At 37.2% G+C, this 13,745-nt stretch carries 18 protein-coding genes and 3 tRNA genes; 13 read left to right on the top strand and 8 right to left on the bottom strand.

Annotated elements, in window-relative coordinates; translation table 11 throughout:
* Positions 1–4: 4 nt before the first annotated feature.
* The 11 genes from H0X48_02655 (at position 5) to H0X48_02605 (ending at position 6,153) form a co-directional block, all read left to right on the top strand.
* Positions 5–739: a 1-acyl-sn-glycerol-3-phosphate acyltransferase gene (locus tag H0X48_02655; protein ID MBA3954192.1), complete on the top strand. Its 735-nt coding sequence runs from the start codon at positions 5–7 to the stop codon at positions 737–739.
* A 210-nt stretch (positions 740–949) separates the two neighbouring features.
* The gene (locus tag H0X48_02650) at positions 950–1,804 is read left to right on the top strand and encodes a M23 family metallopeptidase (GenBank protein ID MBA3954191.1); all 855 of its coding nucleotides are present in this window, start codon (positions 950–952) and stop codon (positions 1,802–1,804) included.
* 55 nt (positions 1,805–1,859) lie between these two features.
* Entirely contained in the window at positions 1,860–2,723 is an 864-nt protein-coding gene (gene lepB, locus H0X48_02645; protein ID MBA3954190.1) for a signal peptidase I, read from the top strand.
* A 120-nt stretch (positions 2,724–2,843) separates the two neighbouring features.
* Complete coding sequence (locus H0X48_02640) at positions 2,844–3,392, top strand: rhodanese-like domain-containing protein (protein ID MBA3954189.1); 549 nt, start codon at positions 2,844–2,846, stop codon at positions 3,390–3,392.
* Between the two features lie 17 nt (positions 3,393–3,409).
* Positions 3,410–3,483: transfer RNA gene (locus H0X48_02635), tRNA-Cys, on the top strand.
* A gap of 23 nt (positions 3,484–3,506) precedes the next feature.
* Positions 3,507–3,592: transfer RNA gene (locus H0X48_02630), tRNA-Leu, on the top strand.
* A gap of 69 nt (positions 3,593–3,661) precedes the next feature.
* Positions 3,662–3,937, top strand: a complete 276-nt coding sequence (locus H0X48_02625) for an HU family DNA-binding protein (GenBank protein MBA3954188.1) — start codon at positions 3,662–3,664, stop codon at positions 3,935–3,937.
* A gap of 94 nt (positions 3,938–4,031) precedes the next feature.
* Positions 4,032–4,409 (top strand): hypothetical protein, encoded by a 378-nt coding sequence (locus H0X48_02620; GenBank protein MBA3954187.1) that lies wholly within the window; start codon positions 4,032–4,034, stop codon positions 4,407–4,409.
* Positions 4,394–5,587 carry a type II/IV secretion system protein gene (locus tag H0X48_02615; protein ID MBA3954186.1) on the top strand — a complete coding sequence of 398 codons (1,194 nt, stop codon included), beginning with the start codon at positions 4,394–4,396 and terminating at the stop codon, positions 5,585–5,587. Before H0X48_02620 ends, H0X48_02615 begins: the two co-directional genes overlap by 16 nt.
* A gap of 102 nt (positions 5,588–5,689) precedes the next feature.
* On the top strand, positions 5,690–5,911 hold the full coding sequence (locus tag H0X48_02610) for a hypothetical protein (protein ID MBA3954185.1): 222 nt from the start codon (positions 5,690–5,692) through the stop codon (positions 5,909–5,911).
* Complete coding sequence (locus H0X48_02605) at positions 5,908–6,153, top strand: hypothetical protein (GenBank protein ID MBA3954184.1); 246 nt, start codon at positions 5,908–5,910, stop codon at positions 6,151–6,153. Before H0X48_02610 ends, H0X48_02605 begins: the two co-directional genes overlap by 4 nt.
* Here the strand turns inward: H0X48_02605 and ppsA are convergent.
* The 3 genes from ppsA to pheS are packed head-to-tail and all read right to left on the bottom strand — an operon-like array spanning position 6,118 to position 10,565.
* Entirely contained in the window at positions 6,118–8,514 is a 2,397-nt protein-coding gene (ppsA, locus tag H0X48_02600) for a phosphoenolpyruvate synthase (GenBank protein ID MBA3954183.1), read from the bottom strand. The genes H0X48_02605 and ppsA overlap by 36 nt on opposite strands.
* A gap of 33 nt (positions 8,515–8,547) precedes the next feature.
* On the bottom strand, positions 8,548–9,468 hold the full coding sequence (locus H0X48_02595) for a UTP--glucose-1-phosphate uridylyltransferase (protein ID MBA3954182.1): 921 nt from the start codon (positions 9,466–9,468) through the stop codon (positions 8,548–8,550).
* Positions 9,469–9,488: 20 nt separating this feature from the next.
* Positions 9,489–10,565, bottom strand: a complete 1,077-nt coding sequence (pheS, locus tag H0X48_02590; GenBank protein MBA3954181.1) for a phenylalanine--tRNA ligase subunit alpha — start codon at positions 10,563–10,565, stop codon at positions 9,489–9,491.
* Positions 10,566–10,665: 100 nt separating this feature from the next.
* On the opposite strand from pheS, the gene H0X48_02585 reads away from it, so the two are divergent.
* Positions 10,666–10,740 (top strand) — tRNA-Phe (locus H0X48_02585).
* A 92-nt stretch (positions 10,741–10,832) separates the two neighbouring features.
* Here the strand turns inward: H0X48_02585 and H0X48_02580 are convergent.
* From H0X48_02580 to H0X48_02570, 3 genes are all read right to left on the bottom strand, one after another.
* Positions 10,833–11,009 (bottom strand): hypothetical protein, encoded by a 177-nt coding sequence (locus tag H0X48_02580; protein MBA3954180.1) that lies wholly within the window; start codon positions 11,007–11,009, stop codon positions 10,833–10,835.
* Between the two features lie 144 nt (positions 11,010–11,153).
* Positions 11,154–11,636: a DUF1499 domain-containing protein gene (locus H0X48_02575; GenBank protein ID MBA3954179.1), complete on the bottom strand. Its 483-nt coding sequence runs from the start codon at positions 11,634–11,636 to the stop codon at positions 11,154–11,156.
* A 63-nt stretch (positions 11,637–11,699) separates the two neighbouring features.
* On the bottom strand, positions 11,700–12,377 hold the full coding sequence (locus tag H0X48_02570; GenBank protein MBA3954178.1) for a hypothetical protein: 678 nt from the start codon (positions 12,375–12,377) through the stop codon (positions 11,700–11,702).
* Positions 12,378–12,525: 148 nt separating this feature from the next.
* Between H0X48_02570 and H0X48_02565 the strand changes: the two genes are divergently transcribed.
* The gene (locus H0X48_02565) at positions 12,526–13,179 is read left to right on the top strand and encodes a hypothetical protein (protein ID MBA3954177.1); all 654 of its coding nucleotides are present in this window, start codon (positions 12,526–12,528) and stop codon (positions 13,177–13,179) included.
* On the opposite strand, the gene H0X48_02560 is transcribed toward H0X48_02565, so the two are convergent.
* The gene (locus H0X48_02560) at positions 13,163–13,534 is read right to left on the bottom strand and encodes a ribonuclease P protein component (protein ID MBA3954176.1); all 372 of its coding nucleotides are present in this window, start codon (positions 13,532–13,534) and stop codon (positions 13,163–13,165) included. The two genes, H0X48_02565 and H0X48_02560, sit on opposite strands and share 17 nt — an antisense overlap.
* The gene (rpmH, locus tag H0X48_02555) at positions 13,527–13,667 is read right to left on the bottom strand and encodes a 50S ribosomal protein L34 (protein ID MBA3954175.1); all 141 of its coding nucleotides are present in this window, start codon (positions 13,665–13,667) and stop codon (positions 13,527–13,529) included. The genes H0X48_02560 and rpmH overlap by 8 nt, the downstream gene beginning before the upstream one ends.
* Positions 13,668–13,745: the final 78 nt, after the last annotated feature.

Genomic DNA, 13,745 nt, shown 5'->3' with positions numbered 1-13,745 from the left:
GATTATGGCTGTATTACTATCTTTAGGTACTTTTATAAGAACTGGTGCTGCTTATACTATAGCAATGCTCATAGGTCCATTTTTTGTAATTCCCTGTATGCTTTTAGCATTGCTTCCTCTAAGTCAAAGAAGAGATAATAAACTTTTCTTTTGGCTAGCCGATAAGTTTTATAGACTTATTATACATGTGTGTTTTGTACCTTCGCGTTGGATCGGTCTTGAAAATATACCTCAAGGTCCGGTTATATTTGCAGCTAATCATCAGTCATCTCTTGATATTCCTGTCGTGGGCTCACTGTGCAAGGGATATCCGCATATATGGTTAGTACTTGAATATTATAGTCATACGCCTATTATAGGATTTTTTGTCCGTCGTATGTTTGTTGCTGTTGACCGCCAAAGTTGCACAAAAGCAGCTCGATCGCTTATTAAAGTTATACAGCTTGTTAATAAAAAAGAGCGTAATTTAATTATTTTCCCTGAAGGGGGCCGTTTTCTTGATGGGCAAATACATACTTTTTTTGAGGGATTTGCAATTATTGCACGTAAAACTGGTCGTCCTGTAGTGCCTGTATATATGCCTAACAATAGAATTATTTATCCTCCTACGGGATTTTTGATTTACTATGCTCCGTTGCTTGTTATAGTAGGAAAGCCTTTTGTGTATAGCGATCAGGACACTGATGAGCTCTTTACTCAACGAGTGCGACAATGGTTTATAGACCAACAGCGCGGATAAGCAGTATAAGGGATACATGAAATTGTGCTTTGTTTATTTCTTTGCTATAGTTTCGGTACCGTAAAGAGCCAGCACGTAGGCTTAGTATTAAAATGAAGCAGTTCACAAAAATTGTGAGCATGTTATTATAGAGCGACAGATTAATAAGAGGACTAGAAATTATATCAATTACACTAGAGAGTAAGTGTTGACCGGGTAAGGCATACAAATATGACAGTATATAAAATTATTTTTTCACTAGGGTGTGGTTTTTTAGTAGTAGTAAGTAGTTTGCTTTGCGTTGAGTACAAGTTTTTTAAGCAAGAAACTGCACAGTTAATAAAAGTTAAAAGCGATTATTTACACTATGTAACTGTTCTTAAAAAACAAAGTCTTGACACTCTAAGTCATAGAGACATGCAAGAAGCTGAACCTCAATTTCTAACGGTAAATCGTGAACCTGCTTATCTTAAAAAGTCTGCGCTTTCTTTTGCGCGGCAACATAATTTAGAAAGAGCATTACGTAAATTTTATCAAGAAGATTGTGTTGTAAGTGTAGAGTCAGCTTCTATGGGATCTTGTGTTTCTACTGCTAAAGTAGCAGCAAGAAAAAGAATAGTGAGAAGCGGATCAAAAACACCAACACGTATTGACTCTTTAAGAAAACTACAAAGAGAACCACTTTTTTTATGGCCTTTAGAAAAATCAGAGTTTTGGCTGAGCTCTCCTTTTGGTAAACGTAGAAAAGTCGATGGTTCATGGGGTTTCCATACCGGTATTGATTTAGCAGCACCGCGTGGCACTCCAGTAAAAGCTGCAGGCCCTGGTATTGTTGTCCAGGCTCATTATACAGCAGGTTATGGTAATACTATAGTTATTGCACATAATCATAAATTTAGAACGCGCTATGCTCATCTTGATAAAATGTCTGTTCGTGTAGGACAACATATAGTACAAGGAGAGCCTATTGGCAAAGTAGGTGCAACTGGCTTTGTGCGTAAGCGTCGTGGGGGAGATGGGTCTCATTTGCATTTTGAAGTATACGTATACAACAAACAAGTAAACCCATTTTATTTTTTAGTATAACTAGATAAGTAGTAACAGTGTATAAAGTTGAATTGTATACAATTGAAAGGATATAATGAGTTATTCACGTCGTATTTTAGGAAGATATTATGATGTTCAAGCAATTAGGGTAATATTTGAGCTTATTGTAATTGTCTCTGCTGCTTTTGCTATACGTACTTTTTTGTTTGGACTGTATCAAGTTCCTACAGGATCAATGGAAACAACGCTTTTAGTAGGTGAACGATTTGTAGCTGATAAACTAACTTATTGGTTTAAAGCTCCTCAGCGAGGTGATATTATTGCTTTTGATGCTCCTATGTATAAGTATTCAACTAATCCAGCAGTTAATATATGGGAACGATATGCATCATGGAAGGTTGATAACTGGACTAAGCGCTTAATTGGTATACCAGGTGACCATGTTCAAGGTAAGATAGAAGATGGTAAACCAGTAGTATACTTAAATAATAAAAAATTAGATGAATCTGCTTATCTTAATAAATACCCTTTAATTTATGTTCAGAAGAAGAGCACCTCAATTAGACCGAGCGATCAAGTACCAGTATCAATTGATTTAAGTATAAAAGAATGGAACAAACAACCATTTTATAAGATTAATCCAGCTGATATACTCGGTATAAATAATTTTGGACAAATTGGGCTTATATTGCGTCCAGAAACACCTACTGAAAGATTAGATATATTTGATGTTACTTTAGGTAAAAATCAGTATTGGGCAATGGGTGATAATAGAAAAGGTAGTTTAGACTCTCGCGCTTGGGGAGCTTTAGATGGCAAGCTTATTCATGGCAAAATAATTTTTAGACTCTGGTCTATTGATAGTGATGAGTCATGGTGGATCTTTGATTTAATTAAAAACCCCCTTGAATTTTGGAAAAAAGTGCGTTGGAACCGTTGTTTGCAATGGGTTAAATAAGCAATTTAGTGATAATTTATGAGCAACATAAAAGAAAACTAAGAAAAAAGTTGCATTCATCCAATTTTGTGGTAAATTTAGATACGTAAGACATGATCAACACATGATTTAAGGCATCAAATGAATAAAAAATTAGTACAAGCAGGCTCTTTTGGATTACTTGTAATAGTGCTTGCTGTTGTGCCAGCATGTGGTGATTGGTTTAAAAAAGATAAAAATAAAGACATAGCAACTGTTGCTAATACAGAAAACGTAAAGTATGGCGCTCTTAATCTTATCTATTTAACTAATGATAAGCAGTTTGCAGATGCACATATTCCCGGTTCTGTAAGAATGGATCTTGATCAGTTAGAAGAGAAAACTCAGCACTGGCCCAAAGATATTGAAATAGTGACTTATTGCGCTAATTACCAATGTACCGCAAGTGGTGAAGCAGTTAAGAAATTGCATGCTCTTGGATTTACGAATGTAAAAGTATACGAAGGTGGTATAGCTCAGTGGACTCAGAAAGCTGCTCTTAATAGTTCTGACTACCCTGTATCTGGTCTTGGACAAGCAAAGTGGCTTAAGCAAGAGGTTGATAAAAGCCAACCTGTTGATCTAACTGTACAAGAGATTACAGCAGAAGAATTAAGCCAAAAGCTTAAAGCTCAAGAGACTCATAAATAGTATTTTAAAGAATGTTTGGCGACATAGCCAAGTGGTAAGGCAGGGGACTGCAAATCCCCCATCCCCGGTTCAAATCCGGGTGTCGCCTCCAGACAAATTGATAGTAAAGCTTTTGCCGAGGTGGCGGAATGGTAGACGCAAAGGACTTAAAATCCTTCGAGCTTCGGCTCGTGCCGGTTCGAGTCCGGCTCTCGGCACCACATAAAGTAATGTAAGTGTGCTTAGAGTAGTATATACTACTCTAAGTCGCTAAACTAAAAGGATAAACTATGAATAAAGCAAAATTAGTTGAACAAATGTCTAAAGCTTGTAAAATGCCTAAAGCTACTTGTAAAATTGCTCTAGAAGCTTTTATTAAGTCTGTTGGTGGTTCACTTAAAAGTGGTAAATCAGTAGTGCTTACTGGATTTGGAACATTTTCTATGTTAAAAAGAAAAAGTCGTGTAGGTGTCAATCCTGCTACTGGTAAAAAAATGCAAATACCCGCTAAAAAAGTTGCACGCTTTAAAGCAGGTAAAGCATTAAGAGATATGGTTGCTCTTTAATAGCATATAAGATAGTATAAAAGACGCTTAACTTATTAGTTAGGCGTCTTTTTTTGTACACAATTACTTAAAGTTTAAAAAAGAAAGAGAGAGTATGATTGCTTATTTAAATGACACAGTACATAACTTTGTTGGTACTCTTAAGCAAAAGTGGGAATCACTTGATGTATCGCATAGCTGGTATGGGCCTCTATTATTGTACGGTGGCCTTGGTCTTATAACAGGATTTTTATTTAAGTATTTAGCCCGACCTATTTTATGGATTATTCTAGGCACTGTGCTGATCTTATGGCTTTTAAATACATTTAATCTTGTTTCTATACATTATGATGCTATTACAAGCTTTTTTGGTTTTCCTTCAACTGCAAATTTTCAAGAAGCTCTTAATGGGTATTTAGCCTGGGCTCAAGCTCATATGGCTGAATCCATCGCTTTTGCTGTAGGGTTCTTTATTTCTTGGACATTTGCCTAATGCCAGAGCATACTACACGTATGTCTGAAGCTCCAGCTATAGTTATAGTTAATAAATTACTGTTACAAGCATGTAGTTTGCGGGCTTCAGACATACATTTAGAACCTTTTAAAGAATCACTATGTGTCCGGTTTAGAATTGATGGTATTTTATACGTGCAGCCAGCGATTGAAAAAAAGCACATGTTACAGGTGCTTTCACGCTTAAAGGTTCTTGCCCATACTAATGTTGCAGAAAAACGTATGCCACAAGACGGTAAATTTTCTTATGTTTTTGATACCAGATCAATTGATTGTCGGCTTGCAACATTTCCCTGTGTCTATGGTGAAAAAATAGTTATTAGGCTACTTGATAGAACTACTGCTTTAGTATCATTACATACACTTGGTTTAAGTACTGCTATGGCTGAGCAGGTTTTAAAAATGAGCACACAATCTCAAGGTTTCTTTTTAGTAACCGGACCTACGGGATCGGGTAAAACTACTACTCTTCATGCTTTGCTTTCTACGCTAAAAACAACTGATAAAAATATTGTTACCCTTGAAGATCCTATCGAATACCATATTGAAGGTATTACTCAAGGACAGATATTTCCTGAGATCGGTTTTACGTTTGAGTGTGGTGTTCGAGCATTGCTGCGTCAAGATCCAGATATTATTATGGTAGGAGAGATACGAGATAAAAAAACCGGCCAAGTTGCTATTCAGGCAGCCTTAACAGGCCATTTGGTTTTAAGTACTTTGCATACTAACGATACAATAAGCACGCTGATGCGATTACTTGATATGGGTATTGAACCTTTTTTGATTAATGCTGCTTTATCTGGAGTACTTGCACAACGTCTTGTACGAAAGTTGTGTATAGTATGCCGTATACCCACTGTTCTATCTGAGTCGCAAGCTCTTATCATTAAAAAATATAATTTAGTTTTAGAGCAAGTCTTTACCAGCACTGGTTGTTCCGAATGCCAAGGAACAGGCCATAAAGGACGTATTGGTATCTTTGAACTTCTTCTTGTTACTCATGAGCTCCGCAGTCTTATCACACAGCAACCAGCATTTAATGCTTTATATAATCAGGCTATTCAAGATGGTATGCGCTCTTTTTTATATGATGCTACTGATAAAATCAACCAAGGAAGTATAAGCTTAGACGAGTTTATCCGCAGCGCTCTGTAGAGTATTATTTTTTGTTATTTAATTATTGCTATTTGCAAATATTATAAAGTATGCTTAATACTAGAGCAGGGGTATAGTAGTTTATGATAAACAGGAGAGGCAATGAAGGTAAGGTTTTATACATTTTTTAGTGTTTTAGTAGGTGCTAGTACTATCTATGGTTGTCCTATGTGTAAAGATGTGCTTGGCAATGTTGATAAACCTTTTTTTCACGAAGATGCAAAAGGTCGTAAACTTGACAAAAAAACAGCAGCAATTTTAAGCAGAGTGCATAAGTATATAGAAAAAAAGACACAAGAAAAACCAAAAGAAAGCATATCATGAAAAATTTAGTGCTTACTTTGTGCATAACAAGCTGTATAACTGCTAGTCCTGAGTGCATGGATAAAGCTTCTTCGGCTGCTAAAAAATCGGGCTCAGCGCTTTATTCTTATAGTCAACTTTCATGCTCATGTCACTGTGAGCGATATAGCCGTCTGTTTGAACAAGGGCGTTGTAGTAATTGTCGTCATGTATGTATACCTAAGGCTTTACCGTTGAAATCTGAGTATAAACGCAATTACTGAGTCAGGATTAAGGGATAAAGCATCTATACCATTGTTAATAAGAAGCTCACCAATTTCAGGAAAGTCTGAAGGTGCCTGTCCACAAATACTCATAGAAGTACCAATTTTACGTGCTTTTTCTAGAGCAAGCAGTAAAAATGCAAGTACTGCTGGATCTCGTTCGTCAAAAAAGTTACTTAAAAGAGCTGAATCTCTGTCAACTCCAAGAGTAAGTTGGGTAAGATCATTAGATCCTATAGAAAACCCATCAAAATACTGAGAAAACTCTTCAAGCAGTAAAATATTAGAAGGTATCTCGCACATCATGAGTAGCTTTAAGCCATCTTCCCCGCGCACTAAGCCATGGCTTTTAAGTGATTCTACAGTACATGCTGCTTCCAGGGTGGTGCGTACAAAAGGAACCATTAAAGTAACGTTAGTTAGCCCCATTTCTGTACGTACTTTTTTTAGCGCAGCACACTCAAGAGCAAATGCGGGTGCATAAGCTGGGTTGCAATAACGTATAGCTCCTCTAAAGCCTAGCATAGGATTTTCTTCTAGAGGTTCAAAAAGGCTGCCACCTAATAAGTTTCTATACTCGTTGCTTTTAAAATCAGTTAATCGTACTACCACACGTCGTGGATAGAATGCTGCAGCTATAGTTGCTACACCCTGAGCGAGCGTACTAATAAAAAACTCTTGCCAACTGTCATAAGCTGAAGCGAGTGCATCTATTTTACCTTTAAGCTGTGGATCTTGTATTTTTTCTGGGTGACATATCGCCATGGGGTGCACTTGGATAAAATTAGTAATAATAAATTCTAAACGAGCGAGACCTACGCCTGCTACAGGCAAAAAAGAATGTTCATAAGCACTATCAGGATTTGCTATATTAATTAAAATATCTACAGGAGCTTGAGGTAAGTGCGTGAGTGTAGTTACTTGTTTGCTAAAAGGTACTAGCCCATCATAAACATATCCTAAGCTTCCCTGGCTGCAATCGACTGTAATAGATTGCCCTTCATGTAATGTTTTTGTTGCGTTACCCGTGCCTACTAAAGCAGGAACGCCTAACTCACGACTTACAATTGCTGCATGGCAGGTGCGGCCACCATTATCGGTTATTATAGCTGATGCTTTTTTCATTAACGGTACCCAATCAGGATCCGTCATAGGGGTAACCAATATGTCACCTTCATTAAATAAATCTGCATCTTCAATTGATAATAAACGAGCAGTTCCAGAGCTTATCTTATGGCCGATACTATGACCTGTTGTAAGCACTAATGGTTGAGCTGAAGAGTCATCTAAGTGGTAACGTGTAAGCTGGTCTTTATTAATACTTTGTGAATGGAAGGTCTCTGGTCTTGCTTGTACTATATATAACTGGTGGTCTATGCCGTCTTTAGCCCATTCAATATCCATAGCAGACCAATAATTGCGTGCCTGGCAATAATAATCTTCGATAATTAATCCCATACGAGCTAGTTCTAGAATTTCTGCGTCTGTAAGAGAAAAAATTTCTTGCTCATGAATCTCTACCGGTACTTGGAGAGTAGTTTGGTTATGAGTGGTAGAATAAATAAGTTTAGTATGTTTAGTGCCTACTTGTTTTTTAATAATAGGTTTATAACCTTGTCTGAGTGTAGGTTTATGTACATGAAATTCGTCAGGTGTTACTAATCCTTGTACGAGAGTTTCACCTAGTCCATAAGAAGAATTTATAATAAGTGCGTCTTTAAAGCCTGATTCAGTATCAATTGAAAATAACACCCCAGAGCATGCTTTATCCGAGCGAACCATTTTTTGGATACCAATTGATATACCAATGTTTGTATTTTCAAACCCTTGTTCGATTCTATAACTTAAAGCACGGTTAGTAAAAAGTGAAGCCATAGCAGCTTTACATAAGGGAACAATAGCATCAATGCCGCTGACATTAAGATAGGTATCTTGTTGCCCTGCAAAAGAAGCAGTAGGTAGATCTTCAGCTGTAGCTGAAGATCGTATAGCTATGTCAAGGTCACTTGTATGATAATAATTGCAGAGTGTTATATACGCTTGGGTTATTTCTGCTATCAAATCAGCGGGCAGCGGTGCTTGTGTTATAGCTGACCTTATATGTGTGCCAACTTCATTTAGAAGGCTTGGTGTATAAGAAGCAGAGAGTTTCGCCAGCTCTTGAGTTATAGTATGATCTAAATTATTACTCTGTATATGATGAAAATAACCTGCTGTAGTAATAGCAAAGCCAAAAGGTATTCTAAGAGTATCAGTACCTAAGTTTTGAATCATTTCACCTAGCGAAGCATTTTTGCCGCCTACTAGATTAATGTCTTTTAAACCAATTTCATCAAAATATTTTATAAATTTCATACACATAACTCAGTTTTGGCTTGCTAAAATAAAAGAATCTTATAGACAGTTTTCGGTAAGTTTTGCAGAAGTATATATTAATGAATCGCTTACCTGTAGTTCGTTTAAAAATTTGCGTATTACTGGACCATATTCAGGATCTTGTAGTGCGGTACCGATAACTGCTTTTATCCATCCTAACGGGTTACCAATATCATAGCGAGTGCCTTGAACTTTATAGGCAAATACACGTTCGTTATGTTGCATCATATGTGCTATGGCGTCAGTAAGCTCTAATTCACGTGAAGCTCCATAGGTAGTTATCCAATCCAGCGAATTAAAAATTTTATGGGATAATACATATCTGCCAACTATGGCTAAGTTTGAGGGAGCATCTTTAGGATTGGGTTTTTCTACAACAGAAGATAATTGAAACAATGACGGAGTAATCTGTTTTTTAATAGATACTATGCCATAAGAAGATACTTTTTCAGCAGGAACTTCTTGCACTGCTATAACGCTTGCTTTTTCTTGACGAGCAATACGTATTAACTGAGCAAGTGCTGGTTGTTTGCCAACGATAATATCATCAGGTAATGCAACAGTGAAATACTCTTTGTTTATAGTGTGACGTGCTGTCCATATAGCGTGTCCGAGTCCTAATGGCTCAGATTGGCGAATATAACTAAACTGTGCAAGGCGTACCAATTTTTCTATGCTTGAGAGTAGTTCAGATTTATTGCGTTCTTTAAGTAAGGCTTCAAGTGTTCCTGCAGCATCAAAGTGGTCTGCTATTGCTTGTTTGCTTTTACTGGTAACAATTAAAAAGTTAGTAATTCCTGACAGTAGACCTTCTTCAGCTATATACTGCATTGCAGGTTTATTTAAAAGTGGCATCATTTCTTTAGGCATTGCTTTTGTATAAGGCAAAAAACTTGTACCTAAACCTGCTGCCGGTATAATTGCTTTTACTATCTCCATACCAACTCCTTTTTATTTTTTTAAAACTGTTTTAAAAACTCAATCCGATTAGTATGTAGTAATCGGATATCGGTAATGCCATACTTAAGCATAACAAGCCGTGTTAAACCAAAACCAAAAGCAAAGCCGCTATATTCATTAGGATTTATATTGCATGCTTTTAAAACATGAGGATGGGTAAGTCCTGCCCCACAAATTTCTATCCACCGCGTCTTTTTACAAATTGAGCATCCTTGAGTGCAAAAAGGACATGACATATCAATTTCTACTCCAGGCTCAACAAAGGGAAAATAACTTGGTCTAATGCGTATAGAAAGGTCTTTCGTTTCAAAAAGTGCCTGCAAAAAAGTTTTTACGGTAGCAAATAAATGGGATAATGACACTTTTTTATCAATAAACAGCCCTTCTGCTTGCATAAACATAAAATCATGAGAAGCATCCGTTGCTTCATTACGGTAAGTCCTGCCTGGAGCAAATACAGCAAGAGGCAATGTACGCTTTTGCATTGCATGTACTTCTACCGATGAGGTATGCGTACGCATAAGTAAACCAGGTAAGGTAAGCCAAAAAGTATCTTGCATATCTCGTGCAGGGTGATTTTCAGGAATGTTAAGCGCTTCAAAATTATGATACGCAGTTTCTACCTCAGGTCCATCGATTACTTCATAGCCCATGGAGATTACAACGTCTTGTACTAGTTGTATAACTTGACTGTAGGGATGCAAACTCCCCTTAGAAAATAATGGCTGAGAAGCTGTAACATCAAAATAGGCTAATTTTTCAGCTTCTTGGCTCAGTTTAAGAGCTTGCAGATTTTCTTGGCGTTGCTCAAAAGCCTGTTGTGTGCTTTCTTTAATATCTTTAAATAAAGGCCCATACAGACGCTTGTCTTCTAAAGATAATTCTTTTACTTGTTGGGTGAGGGTAGTTATTACCCCTTGCCTACTTAAGTATTTTACACGCACTTCTTCAAGCTGCTGCTGTGTAGTTACTTGCGCAAGCTCTTTGAGGAATTCTTGCTTGATAGTTTCTAAATGTTTTTTTATATCGTTCATGGTACCAATGTTAGCTTGAGCAATAGATTTTTTTATATGCACTTTAAGAGTAACAAAGGGTTACACAATTGGCAATGGGAATATGCAACATAAAACGTTGACAAAAGATGTCGATAGTGTATTATAATTATTAAATTCGTGCGCCGGGGTAGCTCAGTGGTAGAGCAGAAGCCTGAAGAGCTTCGTGTCGATGGTTCGATTCCGTCTCCCGGCACCAGTTTTATTTAATATTGAGAAGATAAAAAGACCCTTTGAGTATTTAAGTTATACTTAGAGGGTCTTTTTTGTAAGCTTGTAACGAGTACTATCTTAGCAGCAGGGCTGTTCAACTACTTCTTGGCAGCATGTTTCAACTACAGGTTGGCAACATACTTGTTCTTGTTGGCAACAGTTATTGTTGTAACCACGTCTACCAAATAATGCAAAAGATGAACTAGCTTGAGCTATTGCTACTGTTAGTAATGCGAATGCTATAAATTTTTTCATAAGATACCTTTCTTGTAAGTATTAATAATTATTGATTGATATTTTACAGGATAACTTATTTTATTTCAAAAAGTCAATAATTATTTATTTAAACTTACTAAATTACACTAATTTAGCTCGAGATATATTTCTGATTAGAGATTGTTAAAAGAGCTTGCGTAGTCTTTCTATACGTTTTCGATTAACACCTAGATCGTAATGTCCTATGCGTGAAGCAGAGCGTACCTGTATTTGGTTACCAGATGATGGAATATAAAACTCTACGTCATCAACAAAACCCATAATGGAGGTCTTAAACTCAGCATGAATATAATTTGGAGACTGAGTAATAATAGTGCAACGAGGTTGAGCTTCTAGTAAAGAGATTAGGCGCTTTAGTGCTTGGTTTCCACTGTTTTTATAATAAAATGGCTGAACTTTATGAGAATCTTCAGTTGATTGGCTGCTTACACAATTGGATTTATGTGTACAAGGTGTAAGTTTTCCATTATGTACTCCAAGAGTGCTAGGACGTTTGCCACTAAAATTAAATATACTTTGATTTTTGTACGTACGTTGATAAAAATTGCTCGTATAGCTTTTGGTAGCGAGTAAAATCAGTAGTATAAACAGTACAAATTTTTCCATACGGGATCCTACAGGTTTAAACAAAGCAAAAAGGGCAGTTTTGCTGCCCTTTACTCATAATTTTTAAATCTCTGAAAGCTGTTGGTCGATAGCTTGATCACGAGAAAGCTCTTGGTCAGGCGTTAGTCCTTCTTTTGCATAACGTGTATCAGCCATAGTAGGTGCTATAACAACTTTTACTGGTGCTACTGGCGCAGTTGAATTACCTAATGCGTCACAAGGGCACACCGGTTGTGATACAGCAGGACATGCAGGTTGTGTGATGCATGGTCGTGGTGGACATGGTGGTATTACAGGAGGGCAGCAGCGTGGTTTTGGTCTACAACAACGTATACGGGGACAACAAATAGGTTTAGCGCGGCATGGTATTGGCTCTGGGCAACAATAGATTTTCTTTCTACATGCACGAGGGCGCAAACAAGGCAACTGAGGAGCGCAGGATGCAGGTACGCCTAAACGACAAGGGCGCAAGCAAGGAACAGCCGGTGGGCATGTTGTGCGTGTTGGCAAGCATACTGGTGGTGGACAGCAGGGCCTTGCATTTTTTACTGGCTTGGGAACACAAAATGTCGGTAGTGGCTGAGGACAACAGGTTGCTGCATCTTCAATTAGAGGAGCTGAAACTGGCGTTGCTGGAAATTCAATAGCCTGTGTAGTGCGAGCAACAAAAAGAGCGTTTAAGGCTGGGTGCCCTAATATAAGGGGCAATAGAACCAATAAACCATATTTTTTTTTCATCATTTTCCCCTTTTTTATTGTGTCAATATAATGGTATTCTAAATAATACCACTTTAGTTTACTTAACTCTTGTATTGATAATCAATAATAATTTAATACTATAGTATTATACTAATGTGAGAGTAATACTGATGAAATTAAAGGTTTAGATATGTCCCAACTTCAAACAGATAAATATACCGTAGCTTGGTTTAAGCTTGCTGAATTTGTAGCTCGTAAAGAAAAAGAGCGTGCTTTAGGTATTTATCGCTTACTTACCCATTCACTGCATGATCAAGCTGTTGCCTATCAATTAGAAGGAGATCTGCTTTTTTCGTTTGCAGATGCTAAAGCTTTAGACTCATATACTAAAGCAGCAGAACTTTATGAGCAACAAGGTAAGTATATTCAAGCGCTTGCAATTTATGAGCATTTTATAACGCTTAACCCGCTAGAGGTTTCTTACGCACAAAAGCTCTTTTTTCTTTCATGTTTACTAGACCAAGAAAATAAAAAGAAAAGAGCATTGCATCTTTGGGCTCAAGCACTAGCTCATACTATTGTAGAGCATAATAATGCAGGATCTATGCTTGAAGAGTCGCTCAGTAATTTAGAGTCTTGTAATCAACGAGAGTTATATGAGTATACAGTACTAGCGCTGGTAGAAAAAAAGTATAAAGCGAGTGATGTCTTTATAGATCAAGCACTTGAATATATAAAAGAGGCTGATGCAAGTGAAATTGACTGTTTTATTGCTCGATTAACAGCTATTAATACTCAAGCAGGTCAGCATGCTCAAGAGTATTACTCTAAAAACTTTTTTTAGAGTAAGTGTTTGTTGCCGTTTGTAGCGCAGAGATAAGAGTAGTTTTTAACTGGTCATAAGAGAGCTTAGTGCTCTCTTTTTTACAAAATATGACGACATCAAAACCTGACTCGTATAGTTTTTCTTGATAAAAGAGAGCTTTAAAGCGACGACGGATAAGATTGCGTTCAGGTGAATTACCTGATGCGCGAGGCGTAATAATTAAAATACGCCCAACAGGGTGTAGCGCAAGCGCTACACGTATGTCAAGCCCCGGTTGCCGGCTTACAAGACGTCCAGATCGGATTAAGGATCTGATCTCTTGTTGAATAAAGAGGCTAATACGCCGAGCAATACCGGGCATGACTTTAGGCATGAACTGCTAGACGCTTTCTACCTTTAGCACGACGGCGATTGATAATTTTGCGGCCATCATGTGTTGACATACGTTTTAAAAAGCCATGCTTTCTATTTCTTTTAGTACGTTTGAGCTTAAAAGTAACTGACATTTGGTTTCCTTAAATAAAAAATGGTATATACATAACTACACTATAACGTGTTTATTATCTTATTTTAGTACACTATTG

This window comes from Candidatus Dependentiae bacterium (assembly GCA_013821315.1).
GTDB lineage: Bacteria > Babelota > Babeliae > Babelales > Babelaceae > JACDHA01.
The sequence above is the reverse complement of the archived record's forward strand: the minus strand, read 5'-3'. Positions and strand labels throughout refer to the sequence as shown.

Excerpts from the sequence above, each read along its gene's own strand:
- lepB (MBA3954190.1), top strand. The coding sequence starts at position 1,860 with ATGAGTTATTCACGTCGTATTTTAGGAAGATATTATGATGTTCAAGCA.
- ppsA (MBA3954183.1), bottom strand. The coding sequence starts at position 8,514 with ATGTGTATGAAATTTATAAAATATTTTGATGAAATTGGTTTAAAAGAC.
- H0X48_02575 (MBA3954179.1), bottom strand. The coding sequence starts at position 11,636 with ATGGAAAAATTTGTACTGTTTATACTACTGATTTTACTCGCTACCAAA.
- H0X48_02625 (MBA3954188.1), top strand. The coding sequence starts at position 3,662 with ATGAATAAAGCAAAATTAGTTGAACAAATGTCTAAAGCTTGTAAAATG.
- H0X48_02595 (MBA3954182.1), bottom strand. The coding sequence starts at position 9,468 with ATGGAGATAGTAAAAGCAATTATACCGGCAGCAGGTTTAGGTACAAGT.
- H0X48_02580 (MBA3954180.1), bottom strand. The coding sequence starts at position 11,009 with ATGAAAAAATTTATAGCATTCGCATTACTAACAGTAGCAATAGCTCAA.
- H0X48_02565 (MBA3954177.1), top strand. The coding sequence starts at position 12,526 with ATGTCCCAACTTCAAACAGATAAATATACCGTAGCTTGGTTTAAGCTT.
- rpmH (MBA3954175.1), bottom strand. The coding sequence starts at position 13,667 with ATGTCAGTTACTTTTAAGCTCAAACGTACTAAAAGAAATAGAAAGCAT.
- H0X48_02610 (MBA3954185.1), top strand. The coding sequence starts at position 5,690 with ATGAAGGTAAGGTTTTATACATTTTTTAGTGTTTTAGTAGGTGCTAGT.
- H0X48_02570 (MBA3954178.1), bottom strand. The coding sequence starts at position 12,377 with ATGATGAAAAAAAAATATGGTTTATTGGTTCTATTGCCCCTTATATTA.
- H0X48_02620 (MBA3954187.1), top strand. The coding sequence starts at position 4,032 with ATGATTGCTTATTTAAATGACACAGTACATAACTTTGTTGGTACTCTT.
- H0X48_02655 (MBA3954192.1), top strand. The coding sequence starts at position 5 with ATGGCTGTATTACTATCTTTAGGTACTTTTATAAGAACTGGTGCTGCT.
- H0X48_02605 (MBA3954184.1), top strand. The coding sequence starts at position 5,908 with ATGAAAAATTTAGTGCTTACTTTGTGCATAACAAGCTGTATAACTGCT.
- H0X48_02650 (MBA3954191.1), top strand. The coding sequence starts at position 950 with ATGACAGTATATAAAATTATTTTTTCACTAGGGTGTGGTTTTTTAGTA.
- H0X48_02640 (MBA3954189.1), top strand. The coding sequence starts at position 2,844 with ATGAATAAAAAATTAGTACAAGCAGGCTCTTTTGGATTACTTGTAATA.
- H0X48_02560 (MBA3954176.1), bottom strand. The coding sequence starts at position 13,534 with ATGCCTAAAGTCATGCCCGGTATTGCTCGGCGTATTAGCCTCTTTATT.